This window comes from Acidobacteriota bacterium (assembly GCA_038040445.1).
Lineage (GTDB): Bacteria > Acidobacteriota > Blastocatellia > UBA7656 > UBA7656 > Onstottus_A > Onstottus_A frigus.
Genome location: JBBPIG010000032.1, coordinates 32,313 through 54,659, shown reverse-complemented (window position 1 = coordinate 54,659; position 22,347 = coordinate 32,313). Strand labels below are relative to the sequence as shown.

The following is a 22,347-nucleotide window of genomic DNA, read 5'->3' as shown; positions in this document are numbered from 1 at the left end:
GGTGATCAACGGATCACGCGTCCCTTTCCCCTTAGTGTCTTGGCGCCTTTGTGGTTAGTCCGCGAGTGATCCATGGAAAGAAACTACTTCGTTCACCAATCCAGCTACGTCGATGAACCATGCGAGATCGGCGAAGGCACCAGGATATGGCACTTCTCTCACGTCATGGCAGGGTCAAAAATCGGTCGCCTCTGCAACATCGGCCAGAACGTGGTCATCTCTCCTCAGGTTCGCATCGGCGACAACGTTAAGATTCAAAACAACGTCTCGATCTACACTGGAGTCGAGCTTGAAGACGACGTGTTCTGCGGACCCTCGATGGTGTTCACCAACGTGACGAACCCGCGCAGTCATGTTTCGCGCAAGGATGAATATCGGAAGACGTTGGTGAAGCGAGGCGCGTCGATCGGAGCGAACGCGACCGTGGTTTGCGGTCACACCATCGGGCGATACGCCTTCATCGGAGCGGGTGCGGTGGTGACTCGCGACGTCCCCGACTACGCGATTGTTGTCGGGAATCCGGGCCGGGTAGTTGGTTGGATGTGTCAGTGCGGTGTGAAGCTCGATATGTCGCGGCATGCCAATGCAACTGAGCGCTCGACTTGTGCCGCGTGCGGCGCGCGCTATGTGAAGCAGGATGGCTCAGTCGCCGAAGCGACGGATTGATAGATGACGCTGCGTGCGCCCTTCAAGCGGCGAGGTTGTCGCCAGGTACTGGAGCGGTGATGTTGTCAAAGGGCGACGCGCGCAATTCGATCGTCAATTCGCGCTCCGCGCCACATTCGTAACACGTCTGAATCAGGCGAGTGTCCGCGCTGCGAGGATGGGGTATACCCCAGTAGTGCGAGTGGTTTCTAAGAAAAGCTAGTATTTTCATAGTCATCGTCGTGTCCTCATCTAGTAAAAGGCTAAATCCAAACTTTATTCCGTCAATTCATAAGACGCAGTCCGCGACGTGATTGCTGCAAAAAATATTCCGCGAGCGAAGCTTCGATAACTTGTTGGGCCAAAGGCTCTGCTCGGGATGCCTCCGTCTGTATTGCAGCAGTCGGCCTCGCAATCTCAGACAGCGTCCGCTCGATCTAGAACTCGGCGATTGCCGTGCGAGACTTACGCGGCGCTCACACAACTGTTCACAGCAGCTCTTCGACGTTCTCCGGCGGACGGCCCAGCACGGCTTTGTCGCCCTTTACGACGATTGGTCTTTGAATGAGGTCTGGGTTTTCAACCATCAGCTCGATGAGTTCATCATCGGTCAGCTCGCGATGGGCAAGCTTGAGATCGCGATAGACGTGCTCGCTCTTGCGGAGCAGATCGCGTGGGGCGATGCCCAGCTTATCGATCAGCTTTCGCAGTTCTTCAATGCTGAGCGGTTTCTCGTAATAGTTGATCGCCTCGAATGCTGCGCCTCGATCTTTGAGCAGCCCGATAGTCGTTCTGCACTTGCTGCAAGTCGGCTTCTGGTAAACCTTGATCTTGTCGCTCATGACGTCCTCCTGTTTGCGATTCTAGTGACTTGTAACAGTGGCGATCAAGTGGGTACGAAATCCGTGCGAATCCGTCAAACCCGCGTGATCGGTGGTCTATGAGTTCGTAGGAATCGCATTGCCAATGTCGCATAGACCACGGATGACGCTGATTCGGCGGATTCGCACGGATACTCCGAGTGAAGCCCATGTAGCGGTCTCTAGCATAGCGATTTACGACAGATGAGCGATGACAGAAAGAAAAATCTCGTGTGATATAATCGCGCGCCAACAGAGTTCATTTACAGAGCCCCGTAAGCAATGGCAAGCAATGGAAGAACTATATGAAGTAGAACTACGAGACGTCACAAAGCGCTTCGGCGAAGTGACCGCCGTCGCCTCGGTTTCGCTGGCTGTGGAGCGAGGCGAGTTTTTGACGTTGCTGGGTCCCTCGGGTTGCGGCAAGACGACGCTGCTCCGAATGATAGCCGGGTTTGACTCGCCGGACGCAGGCCGTGTGATTCTCAGCGGGAGCGATGTCACCGGGCTTTCGCCGCATCAGCGCAACGTCACAACCGTGTTTCAGCACTATGCACTCTTCCCTCATCTGAACGTTTTTGACAACGTCGCCTTTGGGCTCGAACGCAGACGCATCGCGCGCGCCGAGATCAAGCGTCGTGTCGCGGACGCGCTCGAGATGGTCCGTCTGAAAGGGCTTGATGAGCGTCAGCCGGGCGAACTGTCCGGCGGTCAGCAGCAGAGAGTTGCGCTCGCTCGCGCGCTGGTGGTCGAGCCGAACGTCTTGCTGCTCGATGAGCCGCTGGCCGCGCTTGATTTGAAACTGAGAAAGCAGATGCAGCTCGAGCTGAAGAGTTTGCAGCGCCGTTTAGGCATTAGCTTCATCTACGTCACTCACGATCAGGAAGAGGCGCTGACTATGAGCGACACGATTGTTGTAATGAACGCCGGACGCATCGAACAGATAGGCCGCGCGGAAGAAATCTACGAGCGTCCGCTGACGGAGTTCGTCGCGAGCTTCATCGGCGTATCGAATGTCATCGTTGGAACGATCGAATCGGTGAACGAGGAACGTTCTACTCTACGAATCGGCGCCGCCACGACCAGCGTGCGAGCCAACGGAGTTAAACAAGGCGACAGTGTCCGTGTGCTGATCAGGCCGGAGAAGATCAGCATTTCGTCGGAAGTTGAACCGGACGTGCTCAGTGGCAAGATCGAGTCGGCGGTCTATCTCGGCGAGACCACACAGTTGAAGGTGACGTTAGAGGACGGGCAGGCCGTCACGGTAATGGAGCAGAACCGACAACCGTTTCAATCGACACGGGAGCGAATCGGTGAGACGGTGTCCGTCAAATGGGAACCTGACAGCGCAGTGATGCTCAAGGGATGAATCATCTCAAGTTAGAAGCGGCCCATAGCAACTCGTGAGCGTTTCCACCCACAGCACATCGGCCACAACGTCGCAAATCGTGGAATCCCGCGGCTCGCGGCTCTGCCTGGAAAAGCGCGATGAGCGGCATCCTGGAAAGCTCTCGCTTTCTCTATTCACGGTTATCGCGGCGATATTTGTCGCGGCCAGGTTCTGGCGCCTTACCTCTTATGGTCTGTTCGGCGATGAAGTCTTTACGCTGTGGACGGCGGCTCAGGATTGGAGAAGCTTGCTCGAATCTGTTGTAGGAGACGTCGTACACCCGCCGCTGTTTTACATGCTGCTGAAAGTTTGGATCGGAGTCGGCGGCCAGTCACTCTTATGGTTGAAGCTGCTGCCTGCGCTATTGTCAATCGCTTCGGTGATTCCGTTCTTCGCTCTGTGTCGCGATCTCAGGCTGGAGCCGGCAGCTATGAATCTCGCGTTGTGGCTCATGGCGATCAACGGACTTCTGATCACCCACGCTCAAGAACTCAGAATGTACAGTCTCCTGTTTTTACTGACACTGACATCGCTGTGGCTCTTCGCAAAGCTCATAAATCAAGATGCGGGCAGCAGGAAGACTCAAACGATGCTGTGCGCCGTGAACTTGCTAATGGTATTCACCCATTACTACGGTTGGGTCATCATAGCGCTGGAGCTGATGTTCTTGTCGATCTGGAAACGCGAGCGACTGCGCTTATTCGCATTTGCCGCCGCTTTTCTCGCCCTTTGCTTTTCGCCCTGGGTCTGGTTTGTCGCGAAGGCCGCGCGGGTCAATCCCAGCCGGGTGAACTTCGTCTGGAACCGGCCGCCGCCGGCGTCAGAGCTTGTCGGCTACTACGGCAACCTCAATGGCCCGTTGAGCTATCGCTGGAAGGTTTTTGGGACGGCGCTGGTGATGCTTGCGTTCCTTGCGCCGGTGGCTGTGTGGGGCTGGCGTCTCCGCCGCGGGCGTGAGAACAAGCCTTACGCGATGGCCTTTTGGTGGCTCGCGCTATTTGCCTTCGCGCCGGTCGCTCTGGCTTTCGTTGCGAGCCATCTGCTGCCTCAATCGGTGTGGGCGTTTCGCTATCTAATCATCGCTGCGCCGGCATATTTGTTGATAGTTGCAGCAGCGGCCTACAGTCTGAACACGCGTCCGGTTCGGATAGGCGCCGTCGGCCTGATGGTTTGCTGGTCAGCTCTCAGCGGATTTACGGAGATGACCGCCCGGCGTCAGATCGCGTGGGAGCCGTTGGTTCTAAGTATGATTCAGGCCGAACCGGGGCAAGGGCCGGTCGAGGTTTATGTCACGGATTCAAACATAGGCAATACGATCCAGTTCTATCTCGATCAGGCGAGCGAAACGAGATTCCAGATATCGTTCGCTGACAGCTTGAGCGGGATCGAGGCCGATCATTACTGGGTGGCGGTTGTCACGTACGAGCACGAGACCGAGCCGCTCATCCCGAGTGCGCTTAGGGAACGCGGATACGACGCCGGCGAGATGATTGAATCGGAGGCCGCGGGTCAGAGAGCTATGATGGTTCCTGTGTGGAAGCGGCACTAGCGCTCAGTCAATAGATCGCGGAACGAGAACGTCGGGCTGCCGATCCCGTAGGGATCACCTGTCCATAGAAGGTCAGTGCGTCATGGTTCTGTAACTCCGTTAGGAGTTACCTGTCCTCCGGCAAGCCGCGTTTCTGCGGGACGAGGTGACTCCTGACGGAGTCAAGAACCCTCACGCACGGCGCTTCTACAGACAGGACATCCCTACGGGATTGGCGGCTGAAGTCTCGATCTGCGATCCATCAAACTGAGTGTTAGTCCCTGCGAGCCGGTGATCGAAATGAGAAGAAACACACGCGCCAATTTGCTGCTTGCACCCGCGGTTCTGTGGCTCGGGCTTGCCATAGTGGCGCCGCTGGCGATCGTCTTGATTGTCAGCCTCGCGACTCGCGGCGCGTACGGGAAGACGATCTACGAGTTCACGCCTTCGAACTTCCTTCGGGCATTGGACCCGCTGTACCTGCGCGCTTACTGGAGGACGATTTGGATCACAACGACAACAACTCTGCTGTGCGCCGTTGTGAGTTATCCGGTCGCGTACTATCTCGCGTTGCGCGCGCCGGAGCGATGGAAGCGCACGTTGTTGGTGCTGACGGTCATTCCGTTTTGGACCAGCTTCTTGATTCGGACTTACGCTTGGATGTTGTTGCTCAGAAGCGAAGGGGTGATCAACTCCGCGCTGATGAACACGGGTCTTATCGATGCGCCGCTTAAATTACTATACTCGGATTTTGCCGTACTGGTCGGACAGGTCTACGGCGAGTTGCCTTTTATGATCTTGCCGATCTATGTTGCGCTGGATCGATTGGACGTCCGGCTGTTGGAAGCTGCGCAGGACCTGGGAGCGAATCGGTTCTGGACCTTCTTTAAGATCACTCTGCCGCTCTCACGTCCCGGTTTGATTGCGGGGATCGTGCTTGTATTCATACCGTCGCTCGGCGCGTTCATCACGCCTGATCTGTTAGGCGGCGCGAAGTCGGTGATGATCGGCAACCTGATTCAGAATCAATTCGCGCAACTCAATCAGCCGTTTGGGTCAGCGCTGTCGTTGATTCTCACAGCGGCCGTGTTGGTCCTTCTGGCAATTGCTTTCAAGTCCGGGCTCAAATCGAGTGAGCTTGCGTGAAAAGAAATTTTCACGAGCACTGCACTACCTCACCTTTGGCTATTAGCTTCGTCCTGGTGGCCTGTATCAGTGACGTTGCTGTGGGAGGCGAGCGACTTGTGGCATCAAGGGCCTCCGAGGCGCCTCGCTACTAGGAAAGCGACTGTTACGAGCAACTAGTGCCGACGCCGACGGCCCAACACGGCGGGCGTGATAGCCTCGACGGTTCACTCCAGCGCATGCTTAGACCACTGATCACAAGCCGATTTTACCGCTCACACTGCCATCTTTATTCAGGCCGATCTCAAAGCTGTTAACGTGAGTCCATAAGACTCCACCGGCCACCATAAGGCCCAAAGTAAGCAAAACAGGATTGCCGCTTGGCTTTACAGCATTCAAAATGCACGACACGGCGCCGCCAAGGAGAACGCCCTGCAAAACCGTTCGAGGTGGACTGTCGCCTTTAGCCTTCACTTCCCTCTTGGTGCTCAGTGCCTCAAACAAAGGGGAAAGGTCGACTCCAGCGCTAGCGGCATCCGCGATTAAGGGCGCCTTCAAAGACAAATCAAGTTGTAGGCTACCAATCGGTTTATTTAGGCGCTGTAATTCCGAGAGTGCCTGTTGTACAGTGCTGCTTTGCAGAAAGGTGGCAACCTGTGTTGCGGACTGAGCTGCATCTGGTGCGCGAACCGGCATCTCGATCCGATCAATAGTTCGTTGAGCCAGTGCGGTCGCAGCGATGTTCCGATGTTCGGTGACAAGAAATTGTCCCGGAGACATGCTTTGAACTTTCATATAGGGTTTTCTCCAGAGGGCGCGCTTGTGCTTAACGCTTGAGTTTAGCGGCCGCCGAAGGCGGTCCGCTGGACCGAAGGGTTAGCGCTTTCATTGGACGCGGTGTGCCATTCGTCCCATTGGTTTGCCGTTTGACAACAAGTCTGCGTCTGCCTGCTGCCTCTTGCAGACTTCGTGGACTTGCCGTACCACGCAAGTACCGCTCATACCGATCGCGCTGGTAGGCTATTCCGCTGGACGCCATTGTCTGACCTCCAAGCAAGTCTAATTCGTCCAATTTGACGTCCGATCTTTTCTGCCCAGAACAATCCCTTCGACACTCAGATCTTCGTCCAGGTCTTCCCAATGAATGCCAATGCCAGGACCGATGAATTCGTAGTTCTCTCGCTGTTCTTTGGTCGCATTCAGAAGCCGTGGGTAAAAGGCTAACGGCGTCGACACTTGACGTCCGTCCTCGAGGCCGAGCCAAATATTATCGTCATCAAACCAAACTTTGACAGCGCGAACTTCAGATACCTGATAGCTACTCGACTCAAAGACTCTAGGCATAGACATGTCTCTATCGAACTCTCCTACTAACACAACGTGTTTGCATTGTCTCGCCGCCCGACTTGTTCCCCTAGTTGATCAACTGAGCGAGACGCTGGACCGTGTTAAGACACCGCTACCGTACACCCGGAGCGGCCGTTGTCGCCTCCGGAGCCTTCTTCAAATACTTGTCGTACCACGCAAGGTATCGCTCATACCGATCGCGCTGGTAGCTCGGCCGCTGGATGCCGTGATTCTCGTTCGGATAGATAATCATCTGTGTATCGACGCCCAGGCTCCTGAGCGCCTGATACATCTGCTGGCCTCCCTGGATCGGCACGTTGAAATCGCGCTCGCCGCCGAGAAACAACGTCGGCGTCTTGATGCGATAGGCGTGCAGGAACGGATAGGAGATCTTCTGGTAAGTCTCCCACGCTTTCGGGTCCCACGGCGGACCGATCTCGTAGTCGTATTGAAGAATGTATTGATCCGTCCCGTAGAACGCGACCGTGAATGCCGTGCCCGCCCCGCTGGTCGCCGCCTTGAAGCGCGTATCGCTGGCAATCATGTAGTCGGTCAAGATTCCGCCATAGCTCCAGCCGCCGATTCCCAACCGATCCGGGTCCCCAACGCCCATCTTGATCACGTGATCCACCCCGGCCTGCAAATCCTCGACTTCGTAGTGTCCCCAGTCAGCGAAGATCGAGCGCGAGTATTTCATACCGCGGCCGGAGCTGCCTCTATAGTTCACCGCCAGCACAGCGTAGCCGTTCGCCGCGAAGAACTGCCGCTCGAAGCTGAACGAGTGCTGATCCTGGCCGTTCGGACCGCCGTGGATCCGCAGCAACAACGGGACCCTGGCGCCTTTCACATAACCGACCGGGTAGGTCAGCAAGCCATGCACTTCAGTGCCGTCCTTGCTCCGGAAATTGACCTCTTCGGTGGATGCGATATCGAGCTCCGAAAACAACGCGTCGTTGTGATGGGTGATCTGCCGCAGAGCGCCGCCTTCCACGGCATAGACTTCTGTGTGCTTTGTGTTGCCGCCCGAGAGAACGATCGAGCGTCCAGCCGCCGAGTCCCAACTCGACATCACGATGGGCGGCGGCATCAATCGCTCGACGGCGCCGGCGGCAAGGTTAACCTGCGCCGGATAGACGGAGCGATCGTCGGTGACCAGAAAGCGAATGGTCTTGCCATCGGCGCTGAAGCTAGGCGAGGAGACCCCGCGGTCGAGCGCTTCAACAGCCTTCATGCGAGTGGGCGCGCCGCTCCCGTCGGAGGCGACAATCGTCAGATGGCTCATGCCGTAGGCGCTGTACTTCTTCTCATCACCTTCAAGGAACGCGATCCATTTGCCGTCGGCGCTCCATTCCAGACGCGAACGGCCGCCTCGGCTGGTTGCCTGGGTCAACTGCTTTTCAGCGGAACCGGGCTTTGCGTCGGCAACGAAAATCTGGGCTGACGGCTCGCGGTCCGGGTCTTCCGCGTGATTGCTCATGTAGGCTATGCGGCTGCCGTCCGTTGACCACGAAGGGACAGCCTCGTCCCACTTGCCGGTTCCCAGCCGGTCCAGCTTTTTACTCTCGATGTCGAACAGATAGATGTAGCTGTGGCGTCCCGAGAGAAGGTAGCCTTGCCCGTCCTGCTTGAACTTGTAGCGATCGATAACGATCGGCTTAGGCGCTTTTGGCCTTGCGGCGGCGCCTTGCGCGCCGGTCGCGCCGGCCTCCGGAGTTGGAGGAGTATTCGCGTCAGCCTCAGGATCGGGGTCGCCGACAACCAACGCCAATCGCTTCGAATCGGGCGACCATTCGTAGCCCTGCAATCGTCCTTTCAATTCGGTGAGCTGCATGGCGTCACCGCCGCTGCGATCGAGCAGCCACACCTGGTTACCCTTGGTCTTGCCAGGCCTCGACGAGGTGAACGACAGGTATTTCCCATCAGGGCTCCACCGCGGCGACGATTCGCTATCCATGCTCCAGGTGATTTGGCGATCGGACTTGCCGTCGAAGCCGGCCATCCAGATATGCGCGTTGCTCTTGTCTTCCTTCACGTCGATGGCCGAGACGACATAAGCCACCCATTTTCCATCGGGCGAGATCTGCGGATCGCGCACTTCGCGAACTCGTGGGATGTCGTCGAGTTTGAGCGGGCGCTTCGCGGGTTGCTGTGCCGCCACCGCGGTCGTGAAAGCAAGAAATAACACCAGAATCCGCGATAGTCGATTGGCGTACATGGCTGTAGTCCCTCCTGAAATATTGGGCTCCACCGGTGAAAGCTACGAGATTGGCTGGATTCTATCTAAGACGGGAATCGACAGCAAGACGACTTCGACGACGCTAGTGAAAGGAGGGGTATCCGCGCAAATCGGCCGAATCAGCGTCATCCGTGGTCTATGGGCGCTGGCAATGTGATTCTTAGGAACTCATAGACCACCGATGATACGGGTTTGACGGATTCGCACGGATTTCGTATTCACCTTTTCAATCTGTCGGGCTATTTCGCGAGAGTGTCGGAACTAGATCAACGCGCCGTCTCAGGCAACAGCCTCCAGTTGTTTGTCGCTGTTGCTGGAACATGACGGTTGCGATTTACCCAGTCGATGATCAGCTCGCGCAGTTCTTTGTTTGAACGGGAAATGACACGCGCATCTTTGAACATGGTGTAGCCGGCGCCGCCGTTCACACGGAAAGTGTTGGTGGCCAAACGCAACTTTTGATTTGCGCTCACCGGCTGCCCTCGAAAGCGCATGTTCAGAATGCGCTGCCCGACCGGCTTGGAGATATCCAGATCGTAGGTGATCCCTTCCGCAACGTCATATGTGTAGCCGGGAAATCTCTCGTCGATGAGTTCCAGCAATGGCTTGTTTGGTTTGTACGCCCCGAAATGCCGGGATGAATGCTCGAGTGCTTCCTTCAACTGTTTGCCGGTGACTTCGACGACGAGCGGCGCGGCTTCGTACTCATACAACCCGATGATGTCGCGCACGGTCACCGGACCTTTCGGGATACGCGCTTTTGGGTTCAGGCTCATGGCGGTTGACACTTCCGCGTTGCCCGCTTCCAACTGAGCTCGATGCACGAGGTCGAGAATGGCCGTATCGCGAAACCGTTCTTCGCCCGCTTTCAATTCAACGGGCGAATCGCCAATGACTTGATCGAGCCAGGCCTGCGTCTCACGGTGATAAGGTTCAGCGATTGAAAGGATCTCAGGATCAGCCTCCACCTGGTCTCCTATTGGAATAGTGCGGGCGGATTTAGCTACAACGCGCCAGCGCCGGGACGGCGTTATCGCTTCCAGATACACGTCTACACGCGCAAGGCTTCGCCCCCATTTGTCAGCCTGGGCTAGCAGCACGCCGTTTATGTAAACCGAAGGCACTTCCCGATGCGTGTGACCCATCAGAATCACATCGACCCCCGGGACCTGTTCGGCTATCGCAAGCGCCGCGTTTTCGTTGGGCATTTGCCCAGGAAACACTTCGCCGGTTCGCAGATCCGCTTCGAGGCCCATGTGCATAGCGATGACGACCAGATCAACGTGTTCTTTTTCGCGCAGCACGGCAGTCCACTTCTTCGCTTCGGTCACGGGTTCGCGCACTTCGATCCTCGAGTAGGTAAGCTCGGGATCACCAAGGCTCGGCATGCCGGGGGTCGTCAGGCCGATGATGCCGATGCGCACGCCTTTGACTTGTTTCACGATGAATGGCTCGAAGTAGTTTTGATCGGTTCCTTTCTTATACGTGTTCGCAGACAGCCACGGGAATCGAGCTTCGCGGCGTGCTTTGTTGAGCACCTCCAAGCCAAATTCGTACTCGTGGTTTCCGACGGCCATCGCGTCGTACCCGATAGCGCTCATCACCGCCATCATCGGATCGGCCGGTTTGTTGTTTATCCTGGCGTGATGAAAGGTGAGCGGCGTGCCTTGAATCGTATCGCCGGAATCGAGCAGGAGCAGGCCGGGGTCTTCCTTGCGCGCCTGTTTCACAACCGTGGCGACGCGAGCTAGACTGCGCGCTTCAGGTCTGTTTGTGTTGTAGTCGATCGGGTAAATGTTGCCGTGCAGATCTGTAGTCGAGAGTATCACGATGTGCGCCCTTGCCGGGCCGTCGGCGCCGCAGGTCGCAGTGCACATGAGCAGCACCATTCCCCTGATCAAGCTCGAGAGCGCGGTGGTCTTCATGTGGCACTCATTCTCTCGGGGTCATCGAGAATACTCGCTGAGCGTTTTCATACAAGAACATTCGCGTCGTCTCATCGTCGAGTTCGAGAGAAGCCAGATCGCGCAAGCAGTCCTGAGGCGTCAACATCGGATAATTGGAGCCGAAGAGCACCTTCTTGCGCCCGTGGCTGCGCAGGTAGTCCACCAACTCTCGCGGATATCGACTGCTTTTGTAAGCAGAGGTATCGATATGAACATTTGGATACTTGGTCGCCAGAGATATCATCTCGGCAGTCCAAGGGTAACCAATATGACCGGCTACAATCATGAGCTCAGGAAACTCGAGCGCGACATGATCGAGATAGGGAATTGGGCGCCCGGGCTCTGATGGGCACAACGGACCTGTGTGTCCCACCTGAAGACAAAACGGAATGCCCAGCTCGACGCACTCGGCGTACAGCGGATAATACCGGCGATCATCCGGCGGCAGGTTCCACAGCCACGGGATGATTCTCAAGCCTCGAAACCCGAGCTGACGCACACAACGTCTCAATTCGCGGACGGCGTCCATCGGCCGGTAGAGGTCTACAGATGCAATGCCTATGAGCCGGTCCGGATACGCTCGGACGAAGCTCGCAACCTCGTCGTTTTCGATGAGCGGGCCTTGAGGTCCCCACCACGCTGAGATGAGCCCCATCCGAACGCCTCCCTTGTCCATTGTTGCGATGGTTGTTTCAAGCGGGATGTCCGAGCTCATGGCTTCGCCGCGGGTCCACCGGCGCAAGGACTCAAACATAGCGTGTTGGCTAAAACCCGGCGTCGGGTGCTGCATCCATGCGTCGATGATCCGGTGTTCGGTTTCCATTTTGGTTCCTGCGAGCTAGCGAAATGCGCTGCTATGTCGCGGCCGAACTAGACGTCTTCTCGGCCTCAGCCGGATTATGCTTCGACCGAATAAGGTTGCAACCTCAGACTGAGATCGCTTCAGACAAGTAGCATTCGAGGAGAGACTTTCAATCTCTTGCAGTTACGCAAATAGGAACGCTGGCGTTAGGTCCGCGCGCTTTAGACCGTGGTGCTTTGAGATGTGTGAGCTGAGTAGTCTCTCAGAAATGCCAGGAAAGTCTTCGTGATCCTCCACCACGTCCAACCAGTCAGCAGCGTGAGCGCGATAGTTACAAATGGTACAGCGAGAAAGGCGCGCCGATCCGCCTGCGAGGCAAGCCAGAGCCCTAAAGCTGTCAGGAGTGTAAATCCCCAGAAGGCAGGCTCGCGAACTGCGAACCACCATAGAACGGTCTTTTTTAGACACTTCTTTTTTTCGAGGTACCCATTAACCGCGGCGCGATCGTTCGTCCTCGGCGGTTTGTACCAAAGTGAGCCAGCCTCGATCTTCATACCGCGAATAAGTTGGGCCACAAGAGCGCCGCCATAAATCACGCCTAGTGACACCGCTGCTGCGATCCACTGGGCGTCTCGTACCCTCGCTCTATTAAGCAAGAACGAAACGGACAAACCCGGAATCAATATCGCCAACGCCCGGGATAGTCGAATGCGAGTGCGAATGTAGTTCGCGTAAGTGGATGCTTCAGCGTTCTGGAGGATTTTCATCCGGTATCGGTCCTCAGGGAAAGGGTCCCACTTGAGCGGCGCTTTCTTCCCCTGAAGAGCCGTTTGCAACCGGCAATGTCGCTCCATGTCCTCCAGCAACGTGTCAGCGCATCTATCAAAAACGATTCCGACTAGATAAGCCGTCGCGATCACGGCAGCGGCGATCACGGCTGTGCGGGAAGGGCTGTCGAGCTGTTTTACATGACTGGTGATTTCCGGAGAAAAGATCAGTCCCAGATTCAGCATGACAAGTACCCCGATCAGAACTTGCTCAACAAAGACTTCGGTGGTCTTCATCCCTACGCCTCCCAACGTCGCGCTCAGGTTCAACTTCTAATCAGCGGTTATGGTGCTTTTCGAGAATCATCAGCGAGGAGCGAAGCATGTCCTTCGCGTCGTCAAAGGTAAGTAGATTGAGCGCTTCTTCGGGCATACACCAGCGGGACTCGCGTTGCTCGCCCCCTCCAAGCGTCCGAGTGTACGCGAGCACGTAGAACTCGACTTCAATAGTCTCGCCCTCATAGTCAAACTCCAAGGCGCCCGCGCGAGACAGCACCGTCGCTTCGATTCCAGCTTCCTCTCGCACTTCGCGAATCGCCGCCTCCTTCGCGCATTCGCCTGCCTCGATGTGTCCTTTGGGAAAAATCCAGTGATTCGGATTCTGTTTGGCTTTGACAATGAGAATACGCGGCGTTGCGTCGTCGAATCTGACGACTATTCCTCCGGCTTCAGCAACCTTTGACAATAGTCTCCTCCCCCCAGAGAGTTACTCTCAACGCAAGCTCATTACTTGCCGTTGCGAGCCTATGCTTGTTCTCGCGATGAATCAAGCGCTGTACTTCACAGTTTCCCATGCAAGGCGGAATGTGAATCCAGAGGCAAGCACGCGACACAATCCTCCCAACTCTACCAGGGTATGAAGGCCCGCCGAGGCTTATGCGCGAGCGTGTGAGAATAGTACGTCTCCGCGCAGCCGATGACGCCAGCTTGAAAAGCCTTCCGGCGAATGTTAATGGTATTCATCCCACTCGAAGCACATCGGAACGGTAGCGATTTGATGAACATCCTTGGTATCTCGGGACAAGAGCGAGACGCAGCGGCGGCGCTGATTCAAGACGGGCGAGTCATCGCCGCCATCGAAGAAGAAAAGCTTGCTCGCATACGGCACATCGGGATGAACTACGCCGGCGGGCTGCCCTTTCGCGCTATTGACTTTTGTCTCGAGCGCGCCGGTATCGGCTTCGACAAGATTGACTGCGTCGCCTACTATCTCGAGCCTCATAAACGTTTTCACCGCGAGATTGCTTTCAACTCTGCGCGAGCAATAAACTCGGCCGACCACGGCTTGATTGAAGAATTTCCTCCTTACTTTGTGGAAAGCCTCAACGGTCTAAAGCAGATGCTGAGAACGAGACGGCTTGTTGAATCGCGGCTTTACCCGAGCGGGCAGTTTATTGAAGTCCCGCACCATCTGGCGCACGGGGCGAGCGCGTTTTTCGCCTCAGGCTTCGAGCGAGCGGCGGTGATCTCGGTCGACAACAAAGGCGATATGACCTCAGCCGCGCTCATGACAGGCGAGCGCGAACAGCTTCAGCTTCACGCCGAGGCGCAGTTCCCCAATTCCATTGGCATGGTTTACGGCGCAGTGACCGCGGCATTGGGCTTTGACGCAGACGGTGACTGGCATAAGACGATGTGGCTCGCGCCGACTGGAAAGGTCGAGTTCGGCGAGGTCTTCGACGACTTGCTACGAGTCGGGTCCGATGGGTTACCGGTCGTGAACCTCGACTACCTCGATCCTTCTTTCGGAGCGTCGCCCGCGCTTTCTAATCACTTCTTCGAGCGCGCGGGCTTGAAGCCGCGAGCAAAGGACGAGCCCATCGCCCAGAACCATCGCAATCTTGCCGCGAGCCTGCAGGCGCGAATCGAAGACGTGCTGTGCGAGGTTGCGTCCCGCCATCGAGAGCGAACCGGCGAAAAGGATCTTTGCCTGGCTGGAGGTGTTGCGCTCAACAGTCTCGCGAACTCGGCCATCGAGCGGCGCGCGGGATTCAAGCGTTTATTCGTACAACCGGCCGCCGGCAACGCGGGCTGCTCGATTGGCGCTGCGCTGTACGTCTGGCATCAAGTGCAAGGAAATCGCGAGCGGGTTTATGAGATGCGGCACGCCTTTCTGGGTCCGCTATTCAACGACGAAGCGATCAAGGGTGTGCTCGACAACTGCAAAATCTTGTACGAGTATTCCCTGACCGAAGACAAGCTGGTCGCCGAAGTCGCGCGGCTGCTGGCGCAGGGAAAGATCGTCGGTTGGTTCCGCGGGGCGATGGAGTTCGGTCCGCGCAGTCTGGGCGCTCGCAGCATCCTGGCTTCGCCGACTACTGAGATGATGCGTGACAACCTGAACGCGTTCATCAAGCACCGCGAAGAGTTTCGGCCCTTTTGTGCGGCCGTGCCCGAAGAACGCTCTGAGGAATTCTTTGAGCCCAGCGCGTTGAATGAATTCCTTCAAGGAGTCAGTCAAATAAAGGCAGGAAAGCAGCAGTTGATCCCGGCCGCCGTGTTCGGCGACGGCCTTGTGCGAGTCCACAGCGTGAGTCGCAAGTCCAACCCTGCGTTTTGGAAGCTGCTGACCATGTTCGGCGAGGCGAGCGGCGTCCCTGTGCTTTTGAACACCTCGTTTAATCTTTTTGGCGAACCGGTCGTATCGACCCCTCGCGAAGCCGTGCGAGGTTTTTATTGTTCGGGGATCGATTGTCTGGCTATTGGTAATTTCCTAGTTAAGAAATGAGTCTTTTGCGCGAAGAACGCGAGGAAGAGAATAGCGAATGGCAAAGCAGACATATCTGGTAACCGGCGGAGCGGGCTTCATCGGCAGCCACATCACGGAGCGACTCGTGCGCGACGGCCATCGCGTTCGGGTCCTCGATGATTTCAGTTCGGGAAAAGAGGTGAACCTCGAATCATTTCGCGGCGGCGTCGAAGTCGTTCGAGGCGACATTCGCGATGCGCAATTGGTAAGCAAAGCCGCCAGGGGCGTTGACGTCGTTTTCCATGAAGCCGCGCTTGGATCGGTCCCTCGCTCGGTCGCCGATCCGGTCTCAACCCACGAAGTGAACATCACCGGCACGCTCAATGTGCTGCTCGCGGCGCGGGATGCCGGCGCCAGGCGAGTCGTCTACGCTTCGAGCTCGTCGGTCTACGGTGAGACCCCGGTCCTCCCCAAGCGAGAGGAAATGTCTCCGCAACCGCTCTCGCCTTATGCGCTGTCGAAGCTTGCGGGCGAGTACTACGCGAGCGTCTTCAAAGAGGTTTATGGTTTTGAAATTGTCTCGCTTCGTTACTTCAACATTTTCGGTCCGAGGCAGGATCTGGAGTCTCAATACGCGGCGGTGATCCCGCGCTTCATCACTGCTTTGCTCTATGGCAAGGCGCCGCTTGTGTATGGCGATGGTCTTCAATCGCGCGACTTCACTTATGTCGATAACGTGGTCGATGCGAACTTGCTTGCAGCCGAAGTAGACGGAGTCGCGGGCCAGGCTTTCAACGTGGCGTGCGGCGGCCGCTACACGCTGCTGGATCTGCTTGCGAGGCTGAAAGAGATACTCGGCAGCGACATCGAACCGATTCACGAAGCCGCGCGCGCAGGGGACGTGCGTGACTCGCAGGCTTCGATCGAAGCTGCGGAGCAAGCGTTTGGCTATAGAGTGTCCGTTGATTTTGAGGAGGGGCTTCGCAAGACCGTGGATTGGTATCGAAAGCAGATCGGGGAATAAGATGGCGCTCAAGTCGTAAGAATGTATACTAGCGACGTGGGTAGAATAATAGCCTCAGTCAAGATCAACGGCGTCTCGAATAGATCGCCGGGTATTCGCTGCGACGCTCTCGTAGACACGGGCTCGGCTTTCATGGTGCTTCCCAGCGCCTGGCGCGATCGCCTCGGAAAGCTGGAAACGACAGAGAGGGTCACGGTCGAAACCGCCACTCAGGAGACCGTCGAGGGCGAGATCTGCGGGCCTGTCCGAATCGAGGTCGAGGGCTTCAGAACAATCCACAGTGAAGTTTTGTTTCTGGATATGAAGCCGGCCAACGGCGCCTACGAACCGCTAATCGGGTATATAGTCTGGAACAGTGTCAGGCTGCGGTAGACCTGCTCGGCCACCGCTTGATTCCAGGCAAGCCTATCGACGCGAAATACCACCTTCAAGTCTGCACACACACCGAATACCCACATGTGCAATACAGACAACCACCATTGTGACGCAGCGTCTCGCCGCACTCGGGACAGATGTTCAATGCCAAAAGCTGATTCTCTGGCCGCCGCATTTCTTGCTGAGACGCTGAAGCAAGAGTTAGCGGTTCGGTCATGCTCTCTATCTCGGTGCTCAGCACTTGTTTCTCGCGCGAGCCGTCCCGATAAACCGTGATGCCTTTGCAGCCAAGCTCGTGAGCTAGCACGTAAGCGCGCTTCACGTCGTCAACTGTAGCGTCGGCAGGGAAGTTGATTGTCTTTGAGACCGCCGCGTCTATGTGTTCTTGAAACGCCGCCTGCATTCGAACGTGCCACTCGGGAGCGATCTCGCGCGCGGTCACGAACACTCGCTTAGCTTCATCGGGGACTTCAGTAAGACCAACAAGCGAGCCCTTTCCCGCAACCCTTTTCATCAACTCTTCGGTGTAGAATTCATGTTCACGCGCGTACTGCTCGAACAGGGGATGAACAAATGTCATGTGCTCGGACTGGAACGCGAGCCTGCGGTAAGCAATCGAGTAGATCGGTTCGATGCCGCTCGAGCAATTCGCAATCAGGCTGATAGTCCCGGTCGGCGCAACGGTGGTCACGGTAGCGTTGCGGCGCTCCTGGGAGCGCAGGCTTCCAGCCTGCTCCTGGCCGTCTTTCTTGTAGATGCTCTCCTGAAACCATCGTGGAAACGGACCTCTTTGCTTCGCCAGATCGACCGAGGCTTCTAGCGCTTCGAGTGAGATGAATCCCATCACTTCTTCGCCGAGATTGATGGCGTCTTCAGAGTCATAGGGAATCCCCATCAAGATCAACAGGTCCGCCCATCCCATCACCCCGAGGCCGATCTTTCGATTCAGCTTAGTGATGTACGCGATATCCGGTATCGGGTACTCGCTGACGTCGATGATATTGTCGAGGAAGTGGACCCCGAGCGCGACGGCCTCCCTCAACCGATCATAATCAACGGCGCCGTCGCGACTGAACTTCGCCAGGTTGATTGAACCAAGGACGCAGGATTCATAAGGCAGCAGCGGTTGTTCGCCGCACGGGTTAGTGCTCTCGATCTGTCCAAGCTCGGGCGTCGGATTGTCGCGATTGATTCGATCGATGAATATCACCCCCGGCTCGCCGTTGCGCCATGCCGACGCAACGATTCGATCCAACACCTCGCGCGCGTCCGACTGCCGCGCGACTTCGCCCGTGCGCGGATTGATCAAGTCATACTTCTCGCCTTGCTTGACCCTTTCCATGAACTCATCGGTTACAGCGGCGGAGATGTTGAATGTATTCAGCTCGAGGGGATTGGTTTTGGCCGCGATGAACTCCTGGATGTCGGGATGATCGATGCGGAGAATCGCCATGTTGGCGCCGGCGCGTTTCCCCCCGAGCTTGGTCACTTCGGTAGCGAAGTTGTAGAGGCGCATGAATGAAACCGGCCCGCTCGAAACTCCGTGAGTTGATTCGACAAGGTCTTCTCTGGGACGCAGCCGCGAAAAGGAGAAGCCGGTGCCGCCGCCGCTCTTTTGAATCAACGCAGTTTCGCGCAGCGTGCCGAAGATGCCTTCCATCGAATCTTCCACAGGCAGCACGAAACAAGCCGAGAGTTGAGCAAGGTTCCGCCCGGCGTTCATCAGTGTAGGCGAGTTCGGCAGGAACTCGAGACTGCTCATGCTCTCATAGAAGGCTTCTTCAGCAGCGGCGGCATCAGCGGGCGTACTGTGTTGAAGATCGGCTTCGGAGACGCTGCGCGCGACGCGTCGAAACATGTCTTCAGGAGTTTCGGCGACACGTCCGTGATGATCGCGTGCGAGTATTCGCTTCTCCAAGACTCGCAGCGCGTTTTCTGTCAGCTCGGGTTTCATTTCTTCTTGGCGTCTTAGCGTCTTTGCGCCTTTGCGTTAAGAATCGACTCCCGCCTTAGACCACTGGGCATCTCACGAAGCAAGCGCCGCAACGTGAGTCCTGACAGTCTCGCCCAACGTGTCCAAATTGTACCCGCCCTCGAGCACCGAAACGACGCGGCCCGAAGCGTGACGATCGGCCATATCCATCACCTGCTTTGTCATCTCGTCAAAGTCGCTGTCTTCCAGCATCAGCCCGCCCAACGGATCACCTCGCCGCGAATCGAATCCCGCCGAGACGATGATCAGATCGGGCGGAAAAGTCTTTTCGATTGCGTTAAGCGCGTCGAAGAAAGCGTTGCGATGGGAGCTTGCGGACGTTCCTTCCGAGAGCGGAATGTTGAGAGTCGTTCCGTCGCCCTTTTCCAAACCTCGCTCGCCGGCCGAGCCCGTTCCTGGGTAATACGGATACTGATGCGTTGAGAAGTAGAAAACTGAGGGGTCGCGATAGAAAATCTCTTGAGTGCCGTTGCCGTGATGAACGTCCCAATCAATTATCAATACCCGGTCTGCCCCGTAATGAGATTGCGCGTAACGAGCGGCTATCGCGGCATTGTTGAACAGACAGAATCCCATCGCGCGATTGGAAGTCGCATGATGACCCGGCGGCCGGACGAGTGCGATTGCATTGCCGGCGTCGCCGTTGAATACTTGATCGACGGCAACCGTCGCCGCTCCCGCTGCAAGCTTGGCGACTTCAAAGGACTGAGCGCAGATTGCGGTATCCAGATCGACAAATGGAACACCGCGCTCGCACAGGCTTCTAATCTGTTCAATCAGCCGGGCGGTATGACACCGCATGATGTCTTCATCGGAGACGGGCCTCGGCGAAATATGTTGAAGCCGAGTCCAAAGGGTCTCGTCGTGTTGGAGGGCGGAGACGATAACCCTGAGCCTCTCTGGGTTCTCTGGATGGTGTCCGGTTTCGTGTCTCAGATAAGCGGGGTCATAGACCAGGGCGGTCGTCATGCCTGGGATTATAGATTAAAGGAACGAGAATGATGAACCCGGAGACGTGCTGCGTGAAATGTCGAGAGATCACTTGCGCAAAACTTCACCCAAATGGTTTAGACCGGATCACACTTCACGAATACGTCCTATTCGTGCCTGAGCGCGATCATCGGATCGACCTTGGTTGCGCGGCGAGCCGGCACGAAACAGGCTACCAGAGCCACGCCTGTCAAAATCACCGAGATCAGCGCGAACGTCAGAGGATCAGTTGGGCTGACTCCGAACAGCAGCGTAGACACCAGCCGCGTCAATCCGAATGCTGCGCCCAAACCGATGGCAACACCTGTAGCAGTCAGGATCATTCCCTGGCCCACTACCAGCTTCATCACGTCGCCGGTGCTTGCACCCAACGCCATTCGAACCCCGATCTCGTGCGTTCGCTGGGTGACTGAGTAAGAGATCACGCCGTACAACCCGATCGTCGCCATCAGCAACGCCACCGCTGCGAACACACTCATCAACACCATGTTGAATCGCTGCTGTGCGGTTGAATCGGCTACCACGTCAACCATTGCCTTCATTCTGTAGACCGGCGCATCAGGGCTCACTTCGCGAACCGCGCCGCGCACCGCATCGGCAAGACCCCCGGGGTCGCCTGCCGCTCGAACAACCAGCGTCGCGTTGGAAGTGAAGTTCACTTGCGCGAACGGGAAATAGATTTCATCGGGGGCGGGAAGGTTCAAGCCCCATTGCCGCGCATCTCCGACGACGCCGACTATCTCGTGTGGTTTTCCGTCCAGAGCCAGCAGGCGTTTCCCTATCGGTTCCTCATCCGGAAAGAGGTGGCCAGCCATAGCCCGGTTTATCAATATCGTTTGAGGAGCGGATTTGTCGTCTCGCTCGGTGAGCTCGCGTCCTTTCACCAGCGGAATGCCGATCGCGCGGAAATATCCGGGAGTGACGAGCCGAAACTCCGCGACCGGCTCTTCGCCGGGATTGTATGCGGGACGGCCCTCGACGCTGAAACCGCCGTTGACGCCGCTTCGGCCGGTAACCGGAAGATCGTTGATCGTGCCGACTGAAAGGACCCCGGGAAGGAAAGCGGTTCGCTGTTCGACCTCAGCCAGAAACCTCGCAACCGAGTGGTCGTCATCGCTTTTTGCGGATGACGGCGCTTGCGGGAATGAAACATCCGCGGTGAGGACGTTGCGTGGATCGAAGCCTGGACTAACCCGGGTCAGGCGGTCGATGCTTCCGATCAGCAGACCCGCGCTTACCAGCAACACGAGCGACAGAGCGATCTCAGCTATGACCAGTCCCTTGCGAAGCAGAGCTCGATGCGGGTTCGTCGCTGTTGTTCCGCGCCCGCCCTCTTTCAAGGTTTCATTCAAGTCGGTCCTTGATACTTGCAAGGACGGAGCAAGACCGAAGACGATGCCAGTCAAAAGGGAAATCAAGAATGTGAAGCCAAGCACCCACAGATCGAGACGGACCTCCTTGACGCGAGGGATGGTTGGAGGCGCGGCTGCGACCAAAAGATTGATGCCCCACACTGAAAGCAGGACGCCGAGCATGCCGCCCACAAGCGCTAACAAAACGCTTTCCGTTAGCAGTTGGCGCGCGAGGCGCAGCCGACTCGCGCCCAACGCGGTGCGAATGGCGAATTCTTTTTGTCTCGCCGTAGCGCGAGCCAGCAGCAGGTTGGCGACGTTGGCGCATGCTATCAGCAGCACAAACGCGACCGCTCCGAGCAAGATGAATAGCACCGGGCGTATTCTTCCAACCTGGTCCTCGAGGAGGGGGACGATGGCTACGGTCAGATTGGTGTCGTTTGCGGGATACTTCTCGGCTTGAGCCGCCGCGATCTGATTCATCTGAGCTTGTGCTCGAGCCTGAGTCACGCCGTCCTTGAGTCTCGCAATGATCTTGAGATAGTTCGACCCGCGCTGCGCCTTTTCTTCTGCAAGCAAGGCCGGGGTCCAAACATCGACGGCTCGCGGGAATTGAAAGCTGGCCGGCGCTACTCCGACGACCGTGTATGAATCGCCGTTCAAGGTGATCGTTTGTCCAACGACGCCGGCCTCTCCTCCAAACCGGCGCTGCCACAGGCCGTAGCCCACTACGGCTACGCGAGCGCCGCCGGCTTGATCGTCGGATGGGCTAAACAGGCGCCCGGCTGCGGGAGAGATCCCAAACAGCGGAAAGAAGCTGCCGGTGACTCGCGCGCCACTGAGCCTCTCAGCCTGATCGACTCCGGTCAGGTTATAGGTTCGATAGAAAAACGCGGCTATTCCCTGAAAGACTTCCTGTTGGCTTTCCCATTCAAGATAGTCGGGCCTCGAGATCGGGCCACGCTCGATTGGCGGTTGCATCCGGTGCACGTGCACGAGCCGCTCGGGATCTTCGTAAGGAAGCGGGCGCAGCAGCACCGCATTGACCACGCTGAAGATCGCCGTGTTTGCGCCGATGCCGAGCGCGAGAGCCAGGGCCGCGATGATCGTGAATCCCGGTGCCTTGATCATCGAGCGAATAGCGTAGCGGATGTCGTGAAGAAGCGTTCCCATAAGAAGCTCCACGGTTCAGCGTTCAGGGTTCCGGGTTCAGAGTTC

Annotated in this window: 20 protein-coding genes; 8 read left to right on the top strand and 12 right to left on the bottom strand. The window is 57.0% G+C overall.

Annotated features, from left to right (window positions below; genetic code table 11):
* The first annotated feature begins 72 nt into the window (after window positions 1–72).
* On the top strand, window positions 73–666 hold the full coding sequence (locus tag AABO57_25300) for an acyltransferase (protein ID MEK6289050.1): 594 nt from the start codon (window positions 73–75) through the stop codon (window positions 664–666).
* Between the two features lie 22 nt (window positions 667–688).
* Here the strand turns inward: AABO57_25300 and AABO57_25295 are convergent, their stop codons facing one another.
* Both AABO57_25295 and arsC read right to left on the bottom strand, forming a co-directional pair.
* Window positions 689–883: a hypothetical protein gene (locus tag AABO57_25295; GenBank protein ID MEK6289049.1), complete on the bottom strand. Its 195-nt coding sequence runs from the start codon at window positions 881–883 to the stop codon at window positions 689–691.
* A 250-nt stretch (window positions 884–1,133) separates the two neighbouring features.
* Window positions 1,134–1,487: an arsenate reductase (glutaredoxin) gene (gene arsC / locus AABO57_25290; GenBank protein MEK6289048.1), complete on the bottom strand. Its 354-nt coding sequence runs from the start codon at window positions 1,485–1,487 to the stop codon at window positions 1,134–1,136.
* A gap of 310 nt (window positions 1,488–1,797) precedes the next feature.
* On the opposite strand from arsC, the gene AABO57_25285 reads away from it, so the two are divergent.
* From AABO57_25285 to AABO57_25275, 3 genes are all read left to right on the top strand, one after another.
* On the top strand, window positions 1,798–2,874 hold the full coding sequence (locus AABO57_25285) for an ABC transporter ATP-binding protein (GenBank protein ID MEK6289047.1): 1,077 nt from the start codon (window positions 1,798–1,800) through the stop codon (window positions 2,872–2,874).
* Between the two features lie 79 nt (window positions 2,875–2,953).
* Window positions 2,954–4,444, top strand: coding sequence for a hypothetical protein (locus tag AABO57_25280; GenBank protein ID MEK6289046.1), 1,491 nt, complete (start codon window positions 2,954–2,956; stop codon window positions 4,442–4,444).
* 279 nt (window positions 4,445–4,723) lie between these two features.
* Window positions 4,724–5,569: an ABC transporter permease gene (locus tag AABO57_25275; GenBank protein ID MEK6289045.1), complete on the top strand. Its 846-nt coding sequence runs from the start codon at window positions 4,724–4,726 to the stop codon at window positions 5,567–5,569.
* 234 nt (window positions 5,570–5,803) lie between these two features.
* Here the strand turns inward: AABO57_25275 and AABO57_25270 are convergent, their stop codons facing one another.
* The 3 genes from AABO57_25270 to AABO57_25260 form a co-directional block, all read right to left on the bottom strand.
* On the bottom strand, window positions 5,804–6,343 hold the full coding sequence (locus AABO57_25270; protein ID MEK6289044.1) for a hypothetical protein: 540 nt from the start codon (window positions 6,341–6,343) through the stop codon (window positions 5,804–5,806).
* A 264-nt stretch (window positions 6,344–6,607) separates the two neighbouring features.
* Complete coding sequence (locus AABO57_25265; GenBank protein ID MEK6289043.1) at window positions 6,608–6,892, bottom strand: DUF2442 domain-containing protein; 285 nt, start codon at window positions 6,890–6,892, stop codon at window positions 6,608–6,610.
* 115 nt (window positions 6,893–7,007) lie between these two features.
* On the bottom strand, window positions 7,008–9,110 hold the full coding sequence (locus AABO57_25260; protein ID MEK6289042.1) for a S9 family peptidase: 2,103 nt from the start codon (window positions 9,108–9,110) through the stop codon (window positions 7,008–7,010).
* On the opposite strand from AABO57_25260, the gene AABO57_25255 reads away from it, so the two are divergent.
* Window positions 9,109–9,288 (top strand): hypothetical protein, encoded by a 180-nt coding sequence (locus AABO57_25255; GenBank protein MEK6289041.1) that lies wholly within the window; start codon window positions 9,109–9,111, stop codon window positions 9,286–9,288. The genes AABO57_25260 and AABO57_25255 overlap by 2 nt on opposite strands.
* Window positions 9,289–9,397: 109 nt before the next feature.
* On the opposite strand, the gene AABO57_25250 is transcribed toward AABO57_25255, so the two are convergent.
* The 4 genes from AABO57_25250 to AABO57_25235 all read right to left on the bottom strand — a co-directional run bounded on the left by AABO57_25250 (window position 9,398) and on the right by AABO57_25235 (window position 13,391).
* A complete protein-coding gene (locus AABO57_25250) occupies window positions 9,398–11,056 on the bottom strand; it encodes a 5'-nucleotidase C-terminal domain-containing protein (GenBank protein ID MEK6289040.1) in 1,659 nt (552 codons plus the stop codon).
* A gap of 7 nt (window positions 11,057–11,063) precedes the next feature.
* Window positions 11,064–11,900, bottom strand: coding sequence for an amidohydrolase family protein (locus AABO57_25245; GenBank protein MEK6289039.1), 837 nt, complete (start codon window positions 11,898–11,900; stop codon window positions 11,064–11,066).
* 200 nt (window positions 11,901–12,100) lie between these two features.
* Window positions 12,101–12,943 (bottom strand): hypothetical protein, encoded by an 843-nt coding sequence (locus AABO57_25240; protein MEK6289038.1) that lies wholly within the window; start codon window positions 12,941–12,943, stop codon window positions 12,101–12,103.
* 40 nt (window positions 12,944–12,983) lie between these two features.
* A complete protein-coding gene (locus AABO57_25235; protein ID MEK6289037.1) occupies window positions 12,984–13,391 on the bottom strand; it encodes an NUDIX domain-containing protein in 408 nt (135 codons plus the stop codon).
* A 267-nt stretch (window positions 13,392–13,658) separates the two neighbouring features.
* Between AABO57_25235 and AABO57_25230 the strand changes: the two genes are divergently transcribed.
* The 3 genes from AABO57_25230 to AABO57_25220 are packed head-to-tail and all read left to right on the top strand — an operon-like array spanning window position 13,659 to window position 16,791.
* Window positions 13,659–15,434, top strand: a complete 1,776-nt coding sequence (locus AABO57_25230; GenBank protein MEK6289036.1) for a carbamoyltransferase C-terminal domain-containing protein — start codon at window positions 13,659–13,661, stop codon at window positions 15,432–15,434.
* A gap of 37 nt (window positions 15,435–15,471) precedes the next feature.
* Entirely contained in the window at window positions 15,472–16,419 is a 948-nt protein-coding gene (locus tag AABO57_25225) for an SDR family oxidoreductase (GenBank protein ID MEK6289035.1), read from the top strand.
* A 21-nt stretch (window positions 16,420–16,440) separates the two neighbouring features.
* Window positions 16,441–16,791 carry an aspartyl protease family protein gene (locus AABO57_25220; protein MEK6289034.1) on the top strand — a complete coding sequence of 117 codons (351 nt, stop codon included), beginning with the start codon at window positions 16,441–16,443 and terminating at the stop codon, window positions 16,789–16,791.
* Between the two features lie 55 nt (window positions 16,792–16,846).
* Here AABO57_25220 and AABO57_25215 read toward each other — a convergent pair whose 3' ends face one another.
* The 3 genes from AABO57_25215 to AABO57_25205 all read right to left on the bottom strand — a co-directional run bounded on the left by AABO57_25215 (window position 16,847) and on the right by AABO57_25205 (window position 22,302).
* Complete coding sequence (locus AABO57_25215; GenBank protein MEK6289033.1) at window positions 16,847–18,748, bottom strand: adenosylcobalamin-dependent ribonucleoside-diphosphate reductase; 1,902 nt, start codon at window positions 18,746–18,748, stop codon at window positions 16,847–16,849.
* Between the two features lie 72 nt (window positions 18,749–18,820).
* Window positions 18,821–19,756 (bottom strand): histone deacetylase, encoded by a 936-nt coding sequence (locus AABO57_25210; GenBank protein MEK6289032.1) that lies wholly within the window; start codon window positions 19,754–19,756, stop codon window positions 18,821–18,823.
* A 128-nt stretch (window positions 19,757–19,884) separates the two neighbouring features.
* Window positions 19,885–22,302, bottom strand: coding sequence for an ABC transporter permease (locus AABO57_25205; protein MEK6289031.1), 2,418 nt, complete (start codon window positions 22,300–22,302; stop codon window positions 19,885–19,887).
* Window positions 22,303–22,347: the final 45 nt, after the last annotated feature.

Excerpts from the sequence above, each read along its gene's own strand:
- AABO57_25300 (MEK6289050.1), top strand. The coding sequence starts at position 73 with ATGGAAAGAAACTACTTCGTTCACCAATCCAGCTACGTCGATGAACCA.
- AABO57_25295 (MEK6289049.1), bottom strand. The coding sequence starts at position 883 with ATGACTATGAAAATACTAGCTTTTCTTAGAAACCACTCGCACTACTGG.
- arsC (MEK6289048.1), bottom strand. The coding sequence starts at position 1,487 with ATGAGCGACAAGATCAAGGTTTACCAGAAGCCGACTTGCAGCAAGTGC.
- AABO57_25285 (MEK6289047.1), top strand. The coding sequence starts at position 1,798 with ATGGAAGAACTATATGAAGTAGAACTACGAGACGTCACAAAGCGCTTC.
- AABO57_25275 (MEK6289045.1), top strand. The coding sequence starts at position 4,724 with ATGAGAAGAAACACACGCGCCAATTTGCTGCTTGCACCCGCGGTTCTG.
- AABO57_25270 (MEK6289044.1), bottom strand. The coding sequence starts at position 6,343 with ATGAAAGTTCAAAGCATGTCTCCGGGACAATTTCTTGTCACCGAACAT.
- AABO57_25265 (MEK6289043.1), bottom strand. The coding sequence starts at position 6,892 with ATGCCTAGAGTCTTTGAGTCGAGTAGCTATCAGGTATCTGAAGTTCGC.
- AABO57_25255 (MEK6289041.1), top strand. The coding sequence starts at position 9,109 with ATGGCTGTAGTCCCTCCTGAAATATTGGGCTCCACCGGTGAAAGCTAC.
- AABO57_25260 (MEK6289042.1), bottom strand. The coding sequence starts at position 9,110 with ATGTACGCCAATCGACTATCGCGGATTCTGGTGTTATTTCTTGCTTTC.
- AABO57_25250 (MEK6289040.1), bottom strand. The coding sequence starts at position 11,056 with ATGAAGACCACCGCGCTCTCGAGCTTGATCAGGGGAATGGTGCTGCTC.
- AABO57_25245 (MEK6289039.1), bottom strand. The coding sequence starts at position 11,900 with ATGGAAACCGAACACCGGATCATCGACGCATGGATGCAGCACCCGACG.
- AABO57_25240 (MEK6289038.1), bottom strand. The coding sequence starts at position 12,943 with ATGAAGACCACCGAAGTCTTTGTTGAGCAAGTTCTGATCGGGGTACTT.
- AABO57_25230 (MEK6289036.1), top strand. The coding sequence starts at position 13,659 with ATGGTATTCATCCCACTCGAAGCACATCGGAACGGTAGCGATTTGATG.
- AABO57_25225 (MEK6289035.1), top strand. The coding sequence starts at position 15,472 with ATGGCAAAGCAGACATATCTGGTAACCGGCGGAGCGGGCTTCATCGGC.
- AABO57_25220 (MEK6289034.1), top strand. The coding sequence starts at position 16,441 with ATGTATACTAGCGACGTGGGTAGAATAATAGCCTCAGTCAAGATCAAC.
- AABO57_25215 (MEK6289033.1), bottom strand. The coding sequence starts at position 18,748 with ATGAAACCCGAGCTGACAGAAAACGCGCTGCGAGTCTTGGAGAAGCGA.
- AABO57_25210 (MEK6289032.1), bottom strand. The coding sequence starts at position 19,756 with ATGACGACCGCCCTGGTCTATGACCCCGCTTATCTGAGACACGAAACC.
- AABO57_25205 (MEK6289031.1), bottom strand. The coding sequence starts at position 22,302 with ATGGGAACGCTTCTTCACGACATCCGCTACGCTATTCGCTCGATGATC.